The sequence below is a fragment of the Saccharophagus degradans 2-40 genome, from assembly GCF_000013665.1.
In the GTDB taxonomy this organism is placed as follows: domain Bacteria; phylum Pseudomonadota; class Gammaproteobacteria; order Pseudomonadales; family Cellvibrionaceae; genus Saccharophagus; species Saccharophagus degradans.
This window is the reverse complement of sequence record NC_007912.1, coordinates 1,082,560-1,101,450: the sequence shown is the minus strand read 5'-3', so window position 1 is coordinate 1,101,450 and position 18,891 is coordinate 1,082,560. Positions and strand designations below refer to the sequence as shown.

General features: G+C 47.2%; 17 protein-coding genes and 1 other RNA gene. 2 read left to right on the top strand and 16 right to left on the bottom strand.

From position 1 onward, the window contains the following. Positions 1-9 precede the first annotated feature (9 nt). The 16 genes from ftsW to argC all read right to left on the bottom strand — a co-directional run bounded on the left by ftsW (position 10) and on the right by argC (position 16,315). Entirely contained in the window at positions 10-1,173 is a 1,164-nt protein-coding gene (gene ftsW / locus SDE_RS04470) for a putative lipid II flippase FtsW (RefSeq protein ID WP_011467330.1), read from the bottom strand. Then, a complete protein-coding gene (gene murD, locus SDE_RS04465; protein WP_011467329.1) occupies positions 1,170-2,540 on the bottom strand; it encodes a UDP-N-acetylmuramoyl-L-alanine--D-glutamate ligase in 1,371 nt (456 codons plus the stop codon). The genes ftsW and murD overlap by 4 nt, the downstream gene beginning before the upstream one ends. Positions 2,541-2,581: 41 nt before the next feature. Further along, positions 2,582-3,664 (bottom strand): phospho-N-acetylmuramoyl-pentapeptide-transferase, encoded by a 1,083-nt coding sequence (mraY, locus tag SDE_RS04460; protein WP_011467328.1) that lies wholly within the window; start codon positions 3,662-3,664, stop codon positions 2,582-2,584. Next, complete coding sequence (locus SDE_RS04455; protein WP_011467327.1) at positions 3,664-5,040, bottom strand: UDP-N-acetylmuramoyl-tripeptide--D-alanyl-D-alanine ligase; 1,377 nt, start codon at positions 5,038-5,040, stop codon at positions 3,664-3,666. Before SDE_RS04455 ends, mraY begins: the two co-directional genes overlap by 1 nt. Continuing rightward, the gene (locus tag SDE_RS04450; RefSeq protein ID WP_011467326.1) at positions 5,040-6,596 is read right to left on the bottom strand and encodes a UDP-N-acetylmuramoyl-L-alanyl-D-glutamate--2,6-diaminopimelate ligase; all 1,557 of its coding nucleotides are present in this window, start codon (positions 6,594-6,596) and stop codon (positions 5,040-5,042) included. Before SDE_RS04450 ends, SDE_RS04455 begins: the two co-directional genes overlap by 1 nt. Further along, positions 6,593-8,299, bottom strand: a complete 1,707-nt coding sequence (locus SDE_RS04445) for a peptidoglycan D,D-transpeptidase FtsI family protein (RefSeq protein ID WP_011467325.1) — start codon at positions 8,297-8,299, stop codon at positions 6,593-6,595. Before SDE_RS04445 ends, SDE_RS04450 begins: the two co-directional genes overlap by 4 nt. Further along, positions 8,296-8,613, bottom strand: a complete 318-nt coding sequence (gene ftsL / locus SDE_RS04440; protein WP_011467324.1) for a cell division protein FtsL — start codon at positions 8,611-8,613, stop codon at positions 8,296-8,298. The genes SDE_RS04445 and ftsL overlap by 4 nt, the downstream gene beginning before the upstream one ends. Before the next feature lie 80 nt (positions 8,614-8,693). Then, entirely contained in the window at positions 8,694-9,632 is a 939-nt protein-coding gene (gene rsmH / locus SDE_RS04435; RefSeq protein ID WP_011467323.1) for a 16S rRNA (cytosine(1402)-N(4))-methyltransferase RsmH, read from the bottom strand. Positions 9,633-9,643: 11 nt separating this feature from the next. Beyond that, positions 9,644-10,087, bottom strand: a complete 444-nt coding sequence (gene mraZ / locus SDE_RS04430) for a division/cell wall cluster transcriptional repressor MraZ (protein ID WP_011467322.1) — start codon at positions 10,085-10,087, stop codon at positions 9,644-9,646. 311 nt (positions 10,088-10,398) lie between these two features. Next, an RNA gene (gene rnpB, locus SDE_RS21720) (RNase P RNA component class A) lies at positions 10,399-10,756 on the bottom strand. An 88-nt stretch (positions 10,757-10,844) separates the two neighbouring features. Next, complete coding sequence (locus SDE_RS04425) at positions 10,845-12,803, bottom strand: MGH1-like glycoside hydrolase domain-containing protein (protein WP_143710846.1); 1,959 nt, start codon at positions 12,801-12,803, stop codon at positions 10,845-10,847. 216 nt (positions 12,804-13,019) lie between these two features. Then, on the bottom strand, positions 13,020-13,586 hold the full coding sequence (locus SDE_RS04420) for a hypothetical protein (protein WP_011467320.1): 567 nt from the start codon (positions 13,584-13,586) through the stop codon (positions 13,020-13,022). A gap of 2 nt (positions 13,587-13,588) precedes the next feature. After that, positions 13,589-13,942 carry an iron-sulfur cluster insertion protein ErpA gene (gene erpA, locus SDE_RS04415; RefSeq protein ID WP_011467319.1) on the bottom strand — a complete coding sequence of 118 codons (354 nt, stop codon included), beginning with the start codon at positions 13,940-13,942 and terminating at the stop codon, positions 13,589-13,591. A gap of 58 nt (positions 13,943-14,000) precedes the next feature. Further along, entirely contained in the window at positions 14,001-14,450 is a 450-nt protein-coding gene (locus SDE_RS04410; RefSeq protein ID WP_011467318.1) for a bactofilin family protein, read from the bottom strand. Positions 14,451-14,454: 4 nt separating this feature from the next. Beyond that, positions 14,455-15,195 carry a DUF6776 family protein gene (locus SDE_RS04405; RefSeq protein ID WP_011467317.1) on the bottom strand — a complete coding sequence of 247 codons (741 nt, stop codon included), beginning with the start codon at positions 15,193-15,195 and terminating at the stop codon, positions 14,455-14,457. A 79-nt stretch (positions 15,196-15,274) separates the two neighbouring features. Then, positions 15,275-16,315: an N-acetyl-gamma-glutamyl-phosphate reductase gene (gene argC, locus SDE_RS04400; protein WP_011467316.1), complete on the bottom strand. Its 1,041-nt coding sequence runs from the start codon at positions 16,313-16,315 to the stop codon at positions 15,275-15,277. 284 nt (positions 16,316-16,599) lie between these two features. Between argC and SDE_RS04395 the strand changes: the two genes are divergently transcribed. Both SDE_RS04395 and hemJ read left to right on the top strand, forming a co-directional pair. Beyond that, entirely contained in the window at positions 16,600-18,357 is a 1,758-nt protein-coding gene (locus tag SDE_RS04395; RefSeq protein WP_011467315.1) for a chloride channel protein, read from the top strand. Then, complete coding sequence (gene hemJ, locus SDE_RS04390; protein WP_011467314.1) at positions 18,357-18,782, top strand: protoporphyrinogen oxidase HemJ; 426 nt, start codon at positions 18,357-18,359, stop codon at positions 18,780-18,782. Before SDE_RS04395 ends, hemJ begins: the two co-directional genes overlap by 1 nt. The last annotated feature ends 109 nt before the right edge of the window (positions 18,783-18,891 follow it).

Genomic DNA, 18,891 nt, shown 5'->3' with positions numbered 1-18,891 from the left:
GCGAAATCCTCAAGGTTTACCCTCTTGGTTTTCTCTATTTAATTCCAAGTTAACGCGAAACACTAAAGCCATTAGCCCGCAGGTAATAAGCAAGCTACTACCGCCATAGCTAATAAATGGCAGCGTTAAACCTTTAGTCGGTAAAAAGCCAGAAGCAACCCCCATATTAATAAAGGCTTGCATGGCTAACATCACTCCAATACCAAACACCACATAGCTGCTAAAAAACTGCTCTTGTTCACTTGCTCGTCTAAATAAAATAACCAGCCGGTACAAGAAAAAGCCAAACACACCTATTAATGCTATTGCCCCAATAAACCCGAACTCTTCGGTGAATATGGCAAAAATAAAATCTGTGTGCGCTTCGGGTAGAAAGAACAATTTTTGCAAACTGTTGCCTAAACCCACACCAAACCAACCACCGCGGCCAAACGCAATTAACGACTGCACAAGTTGATAGCCACTATCAAACTGTGTTGCCCACGGGTCCATAAATGCAACCAATCGCTCCCAGCGATATGGCGATGCCACAGCCATTAGCGCCAAACCGGCCACGCCGCTTACTGCCAACAATAGAAAGCGAGCTAATGGCACGCCAGCAACGAACATCATGCAGCCTAAGGTTGCGCTAATAACTACAGAACTGCCGAAATCCGGCTCTAGCAATAGCAACAGCACAATAATTAACAGCACTGCCGTTAACTTCAAAAACCCAGACCACTGAGTGCGCAGCTCTTCGTTTCTTCTAGCCAAGTAGCTGGCGAAGTACACAATTAAACAAAATTTGGCGATTTCCGATGCCTGCATTGAGAAAGGCCCCAACGATAACCAGCGGCGACTACCATTTACAACCTTACCAATGCCGGGTATTAAAACGGCCATTAACAAAAAGAAGGCCAGAATTAACAGCAACCCAGAGTACTTATTCCAAACCGACATGGGTACGGCAAGAATAACAAGACCACCAACCAACCCCATGGCAAGAAACGTAATTTGCTTACGCACAAAAAACCAAGTGTCGTGGTAGCGCTCGGCAGCAAAATCTAACGAGCTGCTCGCCACCATAACAATGCCAACGCTAATAAGTATTGCCACGGTTGCATACAAACTAAAATCCAAACGGCGAAAACCTTGCACAGAGCCGTAGAGTGGCGAAGCAATATTGACTATCACGCACTCACCTCCGCAACTGTTAACGCAAACTCATGGCCGCGCGCTTCGTAGTTAGCAAACATATCTAAGCTTGCACACGCTGGCGACAACAACACTAAGTCACCAGATTTAGCCAATAGTGCCGCCTGTTTAACCGCTGCATTTAAAGTTTGTGCTTTTACACACATAACTTGCGGGTCTACCACTGCTTGTATTTTGGGGGCATCTACACCAATTAACACAACCGCCGAAACATATTGGTTTATTACTTTACCTAGGCTAGAAAAATCTGCGCCCTTGCCATCGCCACCGGCGATAAGTACGATATTTTTAAACTGACCCGCCAGCCCTTCTATAGCCGCTTGGGCAGAACCGATGTTGGTCGCCTTGGAATCGTTTATATAAGTAACGCCATTTTTGTTGGCCACCCACTGACAGCGGTGAGGCAACCCCTCAAATTCCTGTAGTGCTTGCTTCAAGCCGGCGAACGGGATGTTTGCTGCGTCGCAAATGGCCAAAGCAGCAAGTGCATTTTTTAAATTGTGCGCGCCAGCTATTTTAATATCAGCAACAGAAAAAACATCCTGCCCATTTAGGCTCAATGCGTTGGTGTCGTTATTGAGCAGTACATGCTTTTCGTTTTCTTCAACGGCTTTCTTACTAGAGAAGCCGTAACGCTCAACACCAGCCATTACTGGCGGAATTGTTAATGTATCTTCCAAGTTATATACAATTTTCTTCGCACCAAAATAAATACGCTGCTTCGCTTGGCAGTAGTGCGCAAGCGACGGGTAGCGATCCATATGATCGGGCGATACATTTAGCACACATGCCACATCTAACTGCGCGCGCTTAACCGACTCTAACTGAAAGCTAGAAAGCTCAAGCACATACAGCTCAACGTCGGCATCAGCTAACAAATCTAAAACCGGTACGCCGATGTTGCCACCTACGGCTACATTCATACCTGCATTTTCTGCAGCCAAGCCAACCAATGTGGTTACGGTGCTTTTACCGTTGGAGCCAGTAATACCAACAACCGGCGCTTTGCGCTCAGCCAAAAACAGATCGATATCACCAATAATTTCTACGCCTGCCGCTTTGGCCTGCTGTATCTCTGGGGTTGCCAAAGGCACACCTGGCGATAACACAATTTGCTTGGCGCTGGTTAACAACTCCACATCTAAGCTACCGTTATCTACCTTCATTGAAGGGCATTTGGCTTGTAGCTCTGCAACTTGCTGCCAAGTTGACTTGGGTAGATCTTTGCGCGTGTCTAATAAAAAGAAGTTAGCGCCTTTGTTGGCCAAATAGCGCGCAACCGATAGCCCGGTAAGGCCCATGCCTACCACTACTATCGGGTTGTCTGTTGCTATTAAATTTGCCATTAAAACGCTTTACCTTTTATTAACAGTTAACTAGTGTTTGGCTATCGCAGCTTGAGTGTTGCCAAGCCAAATAGAACCAACATGACGGTAATAATCCAAAAACGCACTATTACACGCGGCTCGGGCCACCCTTTTAACTCAAAATGATGGTGTAAAGGCGCCATTCTAAAAATTCGGCGGCCCGTTAATTTAAACGAGGCAACCTGCAATATGACCGACACAGTTTCCATAACGAAAATGCCCGACATAATAATGAATACAATTTCATGGCGAACAATTACAGCAATAATGCCAAGTGCAGCACCCAGTGCTAATGCACCCACGTCGCCCATAAATACTTGTGCGGGGTAAGTGTTAAACCACAAAAAGCCTAACCCTGCCCCAGCCAACGCCGCACAATAAACAACTAGTTCGCCGGCACCTGGCACATAAGGTATTTGCAAATAGGCAGAGAAATTTGCGTTACCTACAAGGTACGCGATTATGCCCAATGCAGAGCCAACCATTACAGTTGGCATAATGGCCAACCCATCGAGGCCATCGGTTAAATTTACTGCGTTGCTAAAACCAACCACCATAAAATAAGTAAGAATGATGTAAAACACACCCAGCTCTAACGCTACACCTTTAAAAAACGGAATGTATAACGTTGTTTCTTCCGGTATTTGCGCCGTGACATATAAGCCATATGCGACGGTAAAACCCGCTAGCGATTGCCAAAAGTACTTCCATTTAGCAGGCAAGCCCTTTGAATTTTTTTGTACTACCTTACGGTAATCATCTACCCAACCTACAAGCCCAAACGACAAAGTGACAAACAACACCGCAAGCACATAGCGGTTAGTTAAGTCAGACCACAAAAGCGTGGCGAACACTATGGCAAATAAAATAAGCGTGCCGCCCATTGTAGGGGTACCGCTTTTCACCAAGTGACTCTCTGGCCCGTCGTCGCGAATTGACTGACCTATTTGTAACTTGTTGAGCTTGTTAATAACCCAAGGGCCAAGTAGTAACGATAAACCTAGGGCAGTCATTACCCCCAAAATAGCGCGAAAGGTTAAGTACTTCACAACCGCAAAAGCGCTTATGTATTGCTGTAAATATTCTGCAAGCCATAGCAACATTATTTTTGTTCTCCGCTCGCTAATAGAGCATTAACTATCTGTTCCATTCGCGTACTGCGCGAACCTTTTACTAAAACCACCACTTCGGACGAACAGAGCATTGGCAGCGCTTGCTTTAGCTGCTCTTTATCTTCAAACCATTTAGCGTGCGGACCGTAACCTTGTGCTGTAAACCGACTCGCTTCGCCGGTACACCACAATTGTTTAATTTGTTTTTGTTGGGCGTAACGCCCAATTTCTTCATGCGCCGAATTGCGCATTTCACCCAGCTCTCCCATATCGCCTAAGACGATGGCACTGCGCTCAAATTGCGCAGCGTAGTCTATGGCCGCTTTTACTGAGCCCGGGCTGGCGTTATAGGTATCGTCTATTACCGTTAGCTTTTCATTTACACGCGCAAGCTGCATACGACCCTTATCGCCGGTGTATTTTTCTAGCCCACGCTTAATTAGCTCAACGCTTATGCCAACCGCGCGCGCCGCACTTGCTGCAGCCAAAGCGTTAGCTACGTTGTGGGCACCGAGCACGCCAAGCTTTAACTCAACCTCTTCACCTTCAATAATCGCGCTAAACTCTGCGCGGCCAAAAGTGTCTTGCTCAATGTTCTGGACACGCACTTCGGCGGCTTCATCTGTTAACTCGGGATTAAATCGAGTTATTTTTTTGCCCTGCAAAGCATCTAATAAAGTAGGCTGCTGAGCACTAGCAACGTTAAGCACACCTACACCACCTTCAACTAGGCCGCGATAGAGGTGTGCTTTATCTATAGCTATTGCTTCAACCGAGCCAAAGCCCTCTACATGCACAGGCATGATGTTATTTACAATGGCCACATGAGGCTGAATAAGTTCGGCCAAATACTTAATTTCATTTGGCCCGCTTGTGCCCGCCTCAATGACTGCGAACTGGTGCTCATTGGCCAGGCGCATCAACGATAGCGGCACGCCAATGTGGTTGTTCAAATTTCCTCTGGTGGCCACGGTTGAACCAGCCAAGGAACAAATCGCTGCCAGCATGCCCTTCACAGTGGTTTTACCGCAGCTGCCGGTTACACCAATCACCTTGCCATTAAATTTTTCTCTACTCGCTAGGCCTAGTTCGCCAAGCGCTTTGTAGCTATCACCCACACACCATTGCGGTAAATCTAAATTGGTGTTCGGCGTTTCTACTATGGCTGCTGCGGCCCCCTTTCGGGTGGCTACATCCAAATAATTGTGCCCATCAAAATTCGGTCCCTTCAACGCAATAAACACGTCGCCGTGATTTATCGCTCGGGTGTCAGTATTGATGGACGAGAATGTAATATTGTATGCCTCTCCAGGGTATACAATTTCGCCGCCAAATCTTTCTGCCAATGCCTGTAAAGATAATTCCATTACGCTTGACCTCGCGCATGCGAAAAGCATTTGGCTGCTAAAAATTCTTTAGCTATTAATGCATCGTCAAACGGTAGTTTTTCTCCTTTGACAAGCTGGTAATTTTCGTGGCCTTTACCCGCAATAACAATCGCATCGTTTTCGGCTGCATTTGCGACGGCGTATTCGATTGCGTTTTTTCGATCAGCAATAACCATCGCCGCATCTTTGTTTTTAAGGCCAGCAAGCATATCTTTTAAAATAAGCTCTGGGTTCTCATCGCGCGGGTTATCAGATGTTAATACCACGCAATTAGCTAAACGCTCTGCCACTTCTGCCATTAATGGACGTTTACCTACATCGCGATTACCACCACAACCTATCACTACCCACAACTTACCTTGCGTATATGCGGCCACTTCGCTAAGTACTTTTTCAAGTGCGTCGGGCGTGTGCGCGTAATCTACAAATACCGCCAATGGCTGCTCACTGCTATTTACACGCTGCAGTCGACCCGGCGCGGCTTGCAGAGTCTTCACCTGTGCGACCACGTCCACCAATGGATAACCCAATGCACAAGCTGTTGTAAGTACAGCCAACACGTTGCTTAAGTTATATCGGCCAACTAGCCCTGTTGCTAATTCAGCTGCACCCCAAGGTGTATGCAACTGCGCGACGGTTTGGCTAGAACCCCATTCAATAGAGTGAGCAACAATTGTGTTTTCACTTTGAGCAACCAAAGCTTGCTCACCGCCAAGACTGTAGCTATAAGTGATGGCTTGCGGCGCCACGCCATTAGTTAAAATATTCACACCCACTGCGTCATCGGCATTGATTACTACAAAGCTCAACTCTTCTCGCGCAAATAACGCAGCTTTGGTGGCAGCATATTCTTCGAGGCTTGCGTGGTAATCCAAATGGTCGCGACTTAAATTGGTAAAAATTGCGCCATTAAAATCCACGTCTGCCACGCGCCCTTGCGCCAAGCCGTGAGAAGACACTTCCATTGCCACTGCACCTACCTGCTGCTGTAGTTCAGCTAGAATTTTTTGGCAATCTAGCGCAGAAGGTGTAGTTAAGCCTGTATCAGTCAAATTAACGGGTGCACCGCATTCATCAAACTTTGCGAAACCTAGCGTGCCCACCATGCCGCACGAAAATTGTAATTTGCTTAACAATTGCGCGAGCAAATAGGCACATGTGGTTTTACCGTTAGTACCAGTAATGCCAATAATTGTTAAAGAGCGCGAAGGGTGACCATAAAAATTAGCCGCCACCCGACTTATTTTTTGTTTTAACTGTGGAATATGTACCACAGGTACAGCACCAGTTAAGTCGACACCGAACGTATCTGCCTCTGCCAATATTGCAGCGGTTGCACTGTCACATTTTTCAATAAAAGCGCGTCCATCTACTTTGTCGCCAGGTACAGCAATAAATACGCTGCCAGCGCTTAAAGTACGGTTATCTAAAGACACCCCACTTACTTTTATGTTGGCAACGCTCGCATCTAGCGGCGCCTCGGCCAGCCAAACACCCTGAAGTAATTGCGCAATAGTGATTTCAATATCACTCATGGCTGCAACTCCACAGCGGCTAAATATTCTTCGCGATTAACCGGCGGTACGCGCAAAACTTGTAATGCACCACCAACCGCCTTTGCAAATACCGGCGCAGCAGATTCACCACCGTAATATTTACCGTTGGACGGCTCATCAATAACCACTACCGCAACAATTTTTGGGTTATCTGCCGGTGCGAACCCAGCAAAAAAACCTCGGTAACGATCATCCGCATAACCGCCATTTTCAGTTTTATGCGCGGTACCCGATTTGCCTGCAACAGGGAACGCTGGAATTTGCGCACGCGTTGCGGTGCCACCCTGCTGCGTTACCGTTTTTAGCATTGTGGTTATTTGAGACGTTACCCGCTCAGACACCACTCGCTGCGAATACGGAGCTTCGCTTTGCATAACCAAACTAACAGGCTTGAACTCCCCGCCTGCTGCAATCATGTTGTAAGCCTGTGCTAGTTGCACCGCATTTAAATTTAACCCGTAGCCAAACGATAAGTTCGCGTGCTCAATTGGTCGCCACTTTGTGCGCGACGGCAAAACACCCACGCTTTCACCGGGGAACCCCAACCCAGTGCTTTGCCCAAGCCCTGCTCGCGCAAACATATTGCGAATGGTTTCTGCATCCATTTCTAACGCCAGCTTGGTTATACCTACTTGACTGGATTTAGTAATAATTTTGGTTAGATCCATAACGCCGTAATCGCGCGGGTCTAACAATGTTTTACTGCCCACTTGGATATACCCAGGGCTGGTATTGATTGTGTGATTAAACGGGTAGCGCCCCGTTTCCAATGCCGCCATCATGGTAAGTGGCTTCATGGTAGAGCCCGGCTCAAACACATCCGTTAAAGCGCGATTACGCAATTGCGCTGGTACTAATTTGGTTCGATCGTTTGGGTTGTACGATGGCTGATTAACCATGGCCAATATTTCGCCGGTTTCCACATCCAACATTACCAATGAACCCGCACGCGCTTTTTGCTCTGCTACCGCAGCTTTAAGCTCGCGATAGGCCAGATATTGCAAACGCAGATCGATACTTAATTGCAATGGTTTACCCGTGGCTGGCGCGCGCACCATTCCCACTTCTTTTACTACATTGCCTTTCAAATCTTTTACTAGGCGCTTTTCACCCGGCACACCAGCAAGCCATTGGTTATAGGCTAGCTCTACGCCCTCTTGGCCCTGATCTTCAATATCAGTAAAGCCAATGATGTGAGCAGTTACCTCACCGGCGGGGTAATAACGACGGTACTCCTGCTCGGAGTAAACCCCTTTAAATTTGTGCGCAAGAATTGGCTCTGCTTTATGCGGTGGCAGATGCCGCTCCAAATACATAAATTGTTTGTTTTCGTAATTTTTTAAACGCTTTTTCAGTTCGCTATGGCTAATACCCATTGCTTTAGCCAACGCAGGGCCCTGCTCGCTATTTAGCTGCTGTGGGTTAACGTAAATGGACGTTAACGGCGTGCTCACCGCAAGCAATTCACCATTGCGATCGGTAATGACACCGCGGTACGCAGGTATTACCTGACTGCGCAAAGTGCGCGCATCACCCGCGCTTTGCAAAAAGCGAAAATCCTTATCGTCACCGGGAATAAGCTGCAAATTTGCCAAGTGCCAAATAAGCGAAATGGGCAGAGCGCAAAGCGCCCCACCCATTAACATCATTCGCCATTTAGCTATTTGCTTTGTTTGCTTCATTGCCTATAAACCAATACGGTTTTATCCGGTGAAGGTACGTTCATTTTTAATGTTGTGTGGGCCATTTTTTCCACCCGGGAATAGGCCGCCCACGAACTTTTTTCCAATAAATATTGCCCAGAGGTAACCTCCAAGCTGCTCGCCTCACGACGCAGAGACTCCAACTCATCAGTAGCTATACGCGACTGAAAGCTACTAAATACAACACCGATGGCAGTCACTAAGGTAAACATCCACAGGGCGACAAAGCTCAATGGCTTGATCCACTTTATGCTTTGTACGTCTGCTTGGTTTTGCTTAGCTAATTTAGCCAATGTGAAGTCTCCGTTTTACCTTTTGCGAAACGTGTTTAAACCGTAAGCTTCGCGCTCAAACTTTGCTTTAACCCAGTTTTTCAACCCAATCTTTCGCCTACACGCATTACAGCGCTACGCGATCGAATATTCTGTGTTAATTCCGTATCACCTGCTTTTAACGCCTTACCTATTATTTTTAAATTTTGCTTTTTCATTTCTTCCGTAACGGGCAACCCTTTTGGAAATTGCTTACCCATTGATTGATCGCGAAAAAAACGTTTAACCATGCGATCTTCAAGTGAGTGAAAACTAATAACAACAAAACGACCACCAGGGGCAAGTACGCTCACACTGTCATCCAGCAGCTGGCGTAAATCCTCTAGCTCGCGATTAATAAAAATTCGTACAGCCTGAAAAGCGCGGGTTGCAGGGTGCTTTCCCTTTTCCCATTTTCTATTGGCTGCCTTTACCACTTCAGCAAAATCGTGTGTACGCGTGAAAGGCTTAATTTCTCTGCGCTCAACAATGGCTTTTGCCATATGTCGCGAAAAACGCTCTTCCCCGTACTCCCACAATACTTGCGCTATATCTTCTTGCTTGGCGGTGTTAATCCACTCCGCTGCCGTCATACCAGCTTCGGTGTTCATACGCATATCGAGCGGGCCGTCATTCATAAAACTGAAACCGCGCTCTGCTACATCTAGCTGGGGTGAAGACACACCCAAATCCACTAACACGCCACTCAAGCCGCCGGCCGCAAAATCAGCCTGCAATAAATCAATGTGTTTTAAGTCGGCAAACGAACCATGCACAATACGAAAGCGCGAGTCTTCCGCCTCTAACGCCTTACCCACAGCGACCGCTTCTGGGTCTTTATCTATACCGAACAACTTACCTTCTGGGCCAAGCTTGGCCAGTATTGCGCGGCTGTGACCTCCGCGACCAAACGTGCCATCTACGTAGGTGCCCGCTGGGTCGACAACTAAAGACTCTACCGACTCCTGTAACAGAACCGAAAAGTGAGGGGACTCATTCATTCAACACTCACTTATAGTGATAGGGTCAGCATTTCTTGCGGCAACTCATCGCCGTCATCTACATCGGCTATCGATGCAAACCACGCTTCTTCACTCCACAACTCAAATTTCTTACCCAACCCTACAAGCATTAGCTTTTTGTCGAAGTTGGCGTAATCTCGCAGTGTAGGAGGAAGCAATACACGACCGTTTCCATCCAGCTCTAAGGTGGTGGCATAACCAATTAGCAAACGCTGCGCGCGCAATGCGGCTTTGTTAAACGAAGGCAATGCTTCAATCTTTGGCAATATTTCTGCCCACTCGGTTTCTGGGTATACCAACAAGCAACGATCTTGTGTGTGAGCGGTCACTACAATGCGGCCTTCACAGGCGTCAGCAAGCGTATCCCGGTATTTAGCCGGAATTGCCATGCGCCCTTTGGCATCCATTGTTATAGCGTGACTACCCTGAAACACTCGTTTTCACCACTTTTTAGGAGGAAACTCCACTTAAGTACACTTAAAACCACTTTACACCACTTTTGCACACTATATTTCGGATTCAATCAAAGTCAAGGAAAAAGCCGGTTTGGAAGGGGTGTAAGTTATTGAATCTGCAGGGTTTTTACTGTTACGAAATACAGTAGTGAAAATAAGCAGCAACAAGAAAGTTAAGTAAAAACAGCACGATAGACTCTAAAGCTAGAATCTACTTTAACTTCAAGACCGTTTTGGCTTATAAAGAAGGGATTGCTATACCCGCGAAGAATATAGCGATCAAAAAAGGAATGATGAGCCAGCCGATAAGCCGGGTTCTGTCGAGGACAATCATTCATCTGGGACGTATGTCACCATACGCCTCAAGCGACCTACCCGAATCCAGTGCGGGCCGCACCTGTAGGATTCCTATTTGGTCTTGCTCCGAACGGGGTTTACCATCGCCACAGACTGTTACCAGCTGCGCGGTGCGCTCTTACCGCACCCTTTCACCCTTACCGATGCTCTTGTTGCCAAGAACACAGGCGGTCTACTCTCTGCTGCACTTTCCGTAGGCTCGCGCCCCCCAGGCGTTACCTGGCGTTCTGCCCTATGGAGCCCGGACTTTCCTCCCCACCACAAGGATGAAGCGATTGTCTAGCTGGCTCGGGCGCAACAATAGCAAACACCACGGTTTAAAGGCAAGAAATTAGACCAACCTCTCAAAAACAAAGCAAACAGGCTAATTCGCAAATAACTAGGGACGAAGATAAAGCTTGAGCCAAGCATTTTTAGCGTTTTTATCCACCAACCACTGCCCAGCTTGTTTACGCCCAGACACAAAAGCCGCATAAACATTGCCGCCTGCCAACCACTGATAATACCCCTTGCCGCTATCATCTTGTTGCGACAACGCAATCGCATAGGGCTGCTGCGCACTCAAGCGCTCATACTGCAAAGGAACGTGCACCACAGAGTAGAAGCTATCGACGGTCTCGGCGGGCACAAGAGCCTGCGCAAGAGCTTCTCCAACAGGCACGCCGTTTTCCACTCGATACAACTTAGCAAGCAAAGGAGAAGCCTCGCCATTACCATGCAGCTGTATTTTTACATCCACACCCGCAAGCGCTTGCGACTGGGGAACAGTAAACATTTGGTATCGCGCCACGGCATCGCCACCGGCAACATCCACGCCCAATAACCCTTCGTGCATTAAAGTTAGCGACGACAAGCCCTGCTCAAAATTGGCAAACGTAAATTCATGCTCACCCTTTGCAACGGCCTGCGTATATTCAACCCCAGCAATGCTCACCAACAAGGTAAACGGGCTATTTGTTTTAACTCGAACACGTGCGCCCGAATCTGGCGTTAGACGGTCATCCACTTCTAGATCAATGCGATTATCGCCAAAATGTAAATTTTTAATGCCGTGTTTTTCTGCCAAGGCTAAATCCCAATGCACACTATCATTGGCACCGTTAACTTGAATACCCATAACGTTTTCGATAAGCGCTGCAATTGGGCCAACACCAGTCCACCCCACAAAGTCGGCCCGTGCGTGCACACCTTCGGCAACTTCCTCTGGCCTGTAATTTTCAAACAGAGTATTTGTTTTGCGATATACCCAATAAATATGCTCGATATGGTTAATCGCAATGCGACGCGCAGCCTCGCGATACCCCTTCACCTCTAACCCCTTAATGGTTTGATACGTTGTGGGCGCCCAAACGGCTCCGTCCCAATAACCGCCATCTTTCATGTAGGTTTGTTCATCTTTAGCAACGGTGGGCAAATGGTGCTCGGTCCAAAAGCGTTGAGGGTTAAGAATATGCTCGTTTAACATGCGCAATTCTTGTTTATCAGAGGTTACCCGCGCTATAAACGGCCAAAAGGAAGCTGGCGTTTTAACCTTATAAAAGTTACCTTTTTTATCCAAATCATAATAAATACCGTCTTGCTCATCCCACAAAATAGCGTTAATTAATTGCGCAAGCTCGGCATGCTCTTGCTCAAAACGCTGCTGCGCTTTTTGCTCTCCAATCACCTCCGCCATTTTAGCTAGGTAGTAGGCGTTTAACGCTTGCTGCGCGGTTATATCTATCCAACTTCCATCCGCGTGTTCGCACACATGTTTAGTACCTAAGCGCGGGCTTCTATCCATACCGTTGGCATAGCTGGTCGCCCAATACAGTCCGTTATCCCAGCGTCGATTAGCTTTTATCCAATCGTAATAATCAACCAGAATATTAAAAATAGATTTGCCATTTATTTTTTTGGCAAACCTACTTGCATCCCCTTTTACTTCGTAACTTTGCCATTCGGCCCAAGAAAATAATGGCGGATTAATAGAACAATTCGCCTCCAAACTTCCTGTCTTAGGCCAGTAGGACGAGCCATCTTTTTCCCGCAGCTCGCGACCAATCCAACCATCGGCATGTTGATAACGGTAAAAATTTTCCAGCGATACAATGCCCGGCAATTCTTTATTACCATAACGAGCAAACATCATAATAAAGCTTGTATCCCACTGAAAAATATTAGGGTTAAAGGCTTCGTCCATATAAAAATCCACAAAACCATTTTGCGGCGTTCCGCGCTGTATTTTTTCAAATGCAATTTCAAAAGTACGATAGTAAAGGTCTTGCCAACCTTTATGTTCTTCGAGGTAAACCTGAGGGATATTTTTAATATTTGGAGAAGCGGGATTAGCTTGCACAGTTATAAAAACAACGCAGCCAAAAAAACACACAAGCAAACGATTCAATATATTATTTTTTAAAACAACACTTCGCCAACAGAACACATACACCCCCAACAATTAGTCGCAATTACGCCTGCGCATTATTGGGGTAACACCATCAACACAAAGTGAATAATCAATCGTTACACAACAGCTTGCTAACACTGCAATGTGTAATTCATTAAAACCTAATTAAAAATGCCTATAACGCTTTTCTTCAAGCAAGCGCTGCTCTTCTGCTGGGCCGAAAGGTACGGTATTTACGAAGGGAAGTAGTTCAGATTTATTGCGGCCCAATACGCCCATGCGGGTTTCGCATACGGTTAGGTCTACTACGTGTAATGCAGACAAGCGCGCAGCTAAATCGACAATGGTTTTGTATTGGGCATAATTTTCACGAAAGAAAATAGCCACTTCGGGGCCGTGTATAACAAGAGCAATGGGGGGAATATTGGCGGAGGCATTGTTTTGCAAAAATAACTGCTCGGCGCGCAACAATGCTTGCTCAACATCGTCGGGCGACTGCTGATTTAATAGCGCTAAAAAGCCGTGCGGGTAGCTTGGCGACATTTGCGGGTTTTCATCTGCGCTATATACCCAAGGTGTAATTGGCTGCCCTTGCTGCGTTAATTCATCGCCCGAATCTAGCGCGGGCTGAGCAAAGGTATTAATAGAGAAAAATAGGGCAAAAAGAAAAAACGAGGAAAGATATAACGGCGAACGCGTTAAGTGCCTGCGCTCGCCACTACAATACAACATGTTTAGATGGAAAATGACGAACCGCATCCACAGGTTGTGGAGGCGTTGGGGTTGGCTACTACAAATTTAGACCCCTTAAGGCCCTCTTCGTAATCAACTTGAGCGCCAACTAAATAGGGGTAGCTCATAGCATCTACCACTACAGTCACCCCATCGCGCTCTATTTTGGCATCGTCTTCTGCGCAAGCTTCATCGAAGGCGAAGCCGTATTGAAACCCAGAACAGCCGCCGCCGGTAACAAATACACGTAACTTCAGGTCTGGGTTGCCTTCTTCCTCGATAAGCGCCTTAACTTTGGCGAGCGCATTTTCCGTCACTTGTACGGGTTCGGGTACAAATGTTTGTGGCGCACTCATAAACTACCTCTAATTTTGGACAATAGGGCGCAATTATCCAATTAACCGACTAAAACAATCAAGTATTAGTCGCAGATTCCGCCTTTATTGGCGTTGGTGCAACTTTTGGCGCGGCTTTTGGGGCTGGAACGGCCACTTCCCCCTCAGGGATATGCACTAAACTACCGTTTACCTGTGCGCCTTTAACCATTTCGATCACTTTATAGTGCACATTGCCGTTTACCACGGCTTTGGCTGCTAGCTCCAAATGCTTGTCGGAGTATACATCGCCAGTAACGTGGCCGTTAATCATAATTTTAGGGGCACGAATTTCACCTTCTACTAAGCCTTTATCACGCACATTAACTTGCGCATCGGAATCGGCAGCGGCAAATACATTGCCTTTTACGCTACCCTCCACTTCGAGCGTACCACCGAATTTAATATCGCCAGTAATCTCTACCGATTTAGCCAGCAGTGTGGTGCCACCAGTGGCAAATTGATTGTCTTTATTTTTTCCACCTAACATGGTTTTAAGTCTCCTCTACTAACCAGCCAAATCGTTTTTCTATGGTTACTGCATTTTTACCCGTGGATCGGGCTGTAAGCTCTATGCGCTCTGGATCGAACCCTACGGGCAGAACCAAATCGCCCTCTATTGTTTGAAAATATTTGAAGCGCAGCTTAACGGTTTTATCGCTTACAGAAGAGGACAAATCACTCAAATAATAACGCGCTTCTAAATCATTTTGCTTACCTACAACCACCACCTCTAGCGAACCGTTAAGTAGCTCGTGATTAGTGGCTAGCTGCTGCATTACAAACTTGTAGTGATACGTGCGCCCAGCATCGGTATCGCTAAGCTCAATTGCCCCAAAGGTGAGGCCACGCTTATTTTCTGTTGGCGCCATTAAATTACGGTAGAAGCTATTGTCGGCCTCAAGCGCGGCGAGTTGCTCTTTAAGCGCAATGACCTCTTGGCGAACATCCTCACTAGACTGTCGGTCTACCTCTGCCCCAAGGCGGATATTGGCCAACTCTTGCTCGACCGCTCTAAGGGCTGCACTTTTGCTATCTAGCTCGGAACTAAGCGAAGAAATTTGAGCTAACGCCGCTTCTTGCTCAGCCATGCCCTGTTTGAAGCCAAAATAATAGGCCCCAACAGCTGCAGACGCGGTAATTAATACAGTTATAAAAACGTATAGCACCCGCAGCCATGGCCGATGGGGCACCACGCGCAAATTTTGCTGTTTGCTACCTTTAACAACTGTCATGCTTTGCTTGATTCCTTTTTTATTCTTCGCACCATGCGCCTTAAGCGCATGGGTCACACATTAGTACAATCGATAAAACCTAAGGCAATATAGCTGGGCTAGACATACCCATGTTTTCGTCTAGGCCAAACATTATATTCATGTTTTGCACGCCTTGGCCGGAAGCACCTTTGGTGAGGTTGTCGATAACAGACATAATGACCACGGTACCCCTTTCCTGCGGCTCTATCACGGATATTCTGCACATATTGGTACTTTTCACCGTTCGCGTTTGCGGGAAATCGCCCTTAGGCAGCACATCTACAAACGGCTCATTCGCATAACGCTGCTCATACAAGGCTTGTAGGTCTCCAGCATCGCCCTTTAATTTGGCGTAAAGAGTAGAGTGAATACCTCGAATAGTGGGCAACAAATGCGGCACAAACGTAAGCGATAGGCCGTTTGCGTGTTCGCCACCTATATCCACCAAGCCTTGTTCTATTTCGGGCAAGTGCCTGTGGCCGGCTGCGCCGTATGCTTTAAAGCTGTCACTCGCTTCCGAAAACAAATTAGGTACGCTTGCCTGCTTTCCAGCACCGGTGGTGCCTGATGCAGAGTTAGCAATAAGCGAAGACACATCGATTAAGCCTTTTTCTAACAGCGGTAAAAAGCCCAACTGAATAGACGTGGGGTAACAACCTGGGCACGCAATGAGCTGAGCCGATTTTATTTTTTCGCGGTTTACCTCTGGCAAGCCATACACGGCAGACGCAACCAAATCTGGGCAGCCGTGTTTTTGGCCGTACCACTTCTCCCACGTGGCTATATCGCGGATACGGAAATCGGCAGATAAATCGATAACACGTGCACCGCCCTCAATGAGTTCAGCCATCATTGCCTGAGCTACACCATGGGGCGTGGCAAAAAAGATCACATCGCACTCAAGCAGCACTTCTTTGGAGGGCTCGCTAAAGGCTAAGTCGTAGTGGCCGCGCAGGTTTGGGAAAAGCTCAGACACTTGACGCCCAGCCTCTGCACGAGAGGTGATCACAGTCACTTCTGCCTGTGGGTGGCTTGCCAATATGCGTAATAACTCTACACCTGTATAGCCGGTGCCCCCAACAATACCTACTTTAATCACTTGCCTTCTCCTGTTTAACCCAGTGTTTGTGCACTGCAGCTTTCAAATATGGTCACCGCATACATTATGGACTTGCACGATATTTGCTAGATCCTGACGGTGGTCGCGTATAATAGCAAACTCAACGCCGAAGTAATCATGCTGGCGTTGATTAGTTTAGCAGGCCGCCAAATTCTATTTCCTATTAACGACACCCGCGCCAAACCGCTATGCTAACAAGATGCCATTTTGCCTTAGTTATATTGCACTGGGTTAATTAAAAACTAAGGACGACAGGACTCCTCATGCCAGAAACACGAACGCAGCGCTTACTTGCCAATTTTCGCCACTCGCTTGCGTATATAGATGCCCTGCCACAACTCACCCTGCTGGGCTTAATTATTGGCTTATTTACTGGCGTAATTATTGTTATTTTTCGCCTGCTTATAGACCTACCACTTAGCTATTTTTTAGACACCCGCCCAGATAATTTCGAAGCCATGCCCACCGACATGATTTGGCTGCTCATTATGGGGGGCACCATCCCTATCGCCATTTTGCTGCACTTTGCCGGTAAAAAGCGCAGCCAAACCGGTGTTAGCCATGTAATAGACCGACTGCACAACTACCAAGGGCAACTGCCCACATCTAACTGGATGGTACAATTTTTTGGCGCGGCCTTGTGTATGTTAAGCGGGCAATCGGTGGGCCGCGAAGGGCCCGCCGTTCACTTGGGTGCCGGCGTAGCCAGCAAGCTGGGCAAGTGGCTAAACCTGCCCAACAACAGCCTGCTTACCCTCATTGCCTGCGGCGTTGCCGCCGGTATATCCGCCTCTTTCGACACCCCCATGGCGGGGGTAATTTTCGCAATGGAGGTCGTGGTACTGGAATACACCGTTGTGGGCTTTGTGCCGGTAATTTTGGCTTCGGTTATGGGCACCATGGTAAGCCAACTGGTATTTGGCGAAGCCAGTAATTTCAAAATTGGCCCAGTAGATATGGGCAGCCTACTCGAGTTGCCTTATATGATTGTAATGGGCTTGGCTATATCTGTTTGCGCAGCGGCCTACATAAAGCTAAACCTTGGCGCTATGCGCCTAAGTAAATACCCTGTTGCACTGCGCGTGATTGTAGCCGGCTTGCTTACCGCCACCATTGCCAGCGGCGTGCCCGAAGTTATGGGGCTGGGCTACGATACCGTTAATGCCATTATTGTTGGTGAAGTACTTTTATTTAGCCTGTTAATAATTGGCGTAGCCAAGTTATTTCTTACCCCCGTTGTAATCGGCCTAGGAATGCCCGGCGGTGTAATAGGCCCGTTGTTAGTTGTAGGGGCTTGCTTGGGCGGGGTGCTGGGCACTTTTTTTGATGCGGTATTCCCCAACCTAGGCGCAAGCCCTGGCTTTTACGTTGTGCTGGGCATGGCAGGCATGATGGCAGCCACCTTAAATGCACCGCTCGCAGCTTTAGTGGCCGTTTTAGAGCTGAGCTACAACCCGAATATGATCTTCCCTGCCATGCTTGTCATTGTGGTTAGCTGCTTAAGTACTCGCCAGCTATTTTCGCTAGACAGCATTTTTACCGAGCAACTGCGGTTAACGAATCGGTTGCCAGAAGAAGGCCCCGCAAATTCCGCTTTGCGCCGTGCAGGTGTAGGCAGTATTTTGGATAAAAAAGTAAAACCCTGCGCCCAAATACACGATTACGAACAAGCCAAGCTGTTACTGCAAGACAAACCGCGCTGGATAATTATTGAAAACGAAGATAAAAAATTTGCGCTGCAAGCGGCAGACTTAGCAAAATACCTCGAGGAGGCGCCCGTAGAGGTGCTTAGTCTTGAAAAAGATATAGACCTAATGGATATTCCCGGTCGCCGTCACAGGTTGCATCCTATTCACGAAACTGCGACGCTCTACGAAGCACTAAAGGCCATGCGCGCAAAAGATACCGATATGCTTTATATTGCCCGCCATCGCTCACCACTTATTAGCGATGTGTTTGGCTTGGTGCGGCTAATAGATATAGAAAACTTCTACCAACCAAAAGAATTTAGGAAAGCCTAATGCTGTGGGTTAAAGCCTTACATATTGTTTCTGTTATTTGCTGGTTTGCAGCCTTATTTTATCTGCCACGGCTTTTTGTGTATCACGCCATGAGTGAAGACACCATTAGCAAAGAACGATTTAAAACAATGGAACGCAAGCTATACCGCGGTATTGCCACGCCCTCGATGATTGCCACCATTATTTTTGGCGGCTGGACAGCAAGCTACGCGTGGGATTACTACAGCGGCAGCACCTGGTTTTGGATAAAAATGGCGCTGGTGGTTTTACTGATTGGCTACCACCACATGTGCGCAAAATACATGCGCGCATTTAGAGATGACAAAGCCGTACCCGGGCATGTTTTTTTTAGATGGTTCAATGAATTCCCGGTACTGCTACTTATTGCTGTAGTAATACTCGCGGTGGTTAAGCAGCCGGTATAAAGGCATAAAAAAGGGTGCAAATTTCACCCTCAGAGTGATGACAAACCTGACCCAAGCAACACAGCAAGTAAATTTTTAGGGTGAAAGATCAAAAATGCTCAATTCATGC

Bases quoted from the DNA above. Each gene is read 5' to 3' on its own strand.
- rsmH (WP_011467323.1), bottom strand. From the start codon at position 9,632: ATGAATGAGTCCCCTCACTTTTCGGTTCTGTTACAGGAGTCGGTAGAG.
- SDE_RS04420 (WP_011467320.1), bottom strand. From the start codon at position 13,586: ATGTTGTATTGTAGTGGCGAGCGCAGGCACTTAACGCGTTCGCCGTTA.
- erpA (WP_011467319.1), bottom strand. From the start codon at position 13,942: ATGAGTGCGCCACAAACATTTGTACCCGAACCCGTACAAGTGACGGAA.
- SDE_RS04450 (WP_011467326.1), bottom strand. From the start codon at position 6,596: ATGAGTGATATTGAAATCACTATTGCGCAATTACTTCAGGGTGTTTGG.
- SDE_RS04445 (WP_011467325.1), bottom strand. From the start codon at position 8,299: ATGAAGCAAACAAAGCAAATAGCTAAATGGCGAATGATGTTAATGGGT.
- hemJ (WP_011467314.1), top strand. From the start codon at position 18,357: ATGCTGTGGGTTAAAGCCTTACATATTGTTTCTGTTATTTGCTGGTTT.
- mraY (WP_011467328.1), bottom strand. From the start codon at position 3,664: ATGTTGCTATGGCTTGCAGAATATTTACAGCAATACATAAGCGCTTTT.
- SDE_RS04405 (WP_011467317.1), bottom strand. From the start codon at position 15,195: ATGACAGTTGTTAAAGGTAGCAAACAGCAAAATTTGCGCGTGGTGCCC.
- SDE_RS04395 (WP_011467315.1), top strand. From the start codon at position 16,600: ATGCCAGAAACACGAACGCAGCGCTTACTTGCCAATTTTCGCCACTCG.
- murD (WP_011467329.1), bottom strand. From the start codon at position 2,540: ATGGCAAATTTAATAGCAACAGACAACCCGATAGTAGTGGTAGGCATG.
- SDE_RS04455 (WP_011467327.1), bottom strand. From the start codon at position 5,040: ATGGAATTATCTTTACAGGCATTGGCAGAAAGATTTGGCGGCGAAATT.
- SDE_RS04410 (WP_011467318.1), bottom strand. From the start codon at position 14,450: ATGTTAGGTGGAAAAAATAAAGACAATCAATTTGCCACTGGTGGCACC.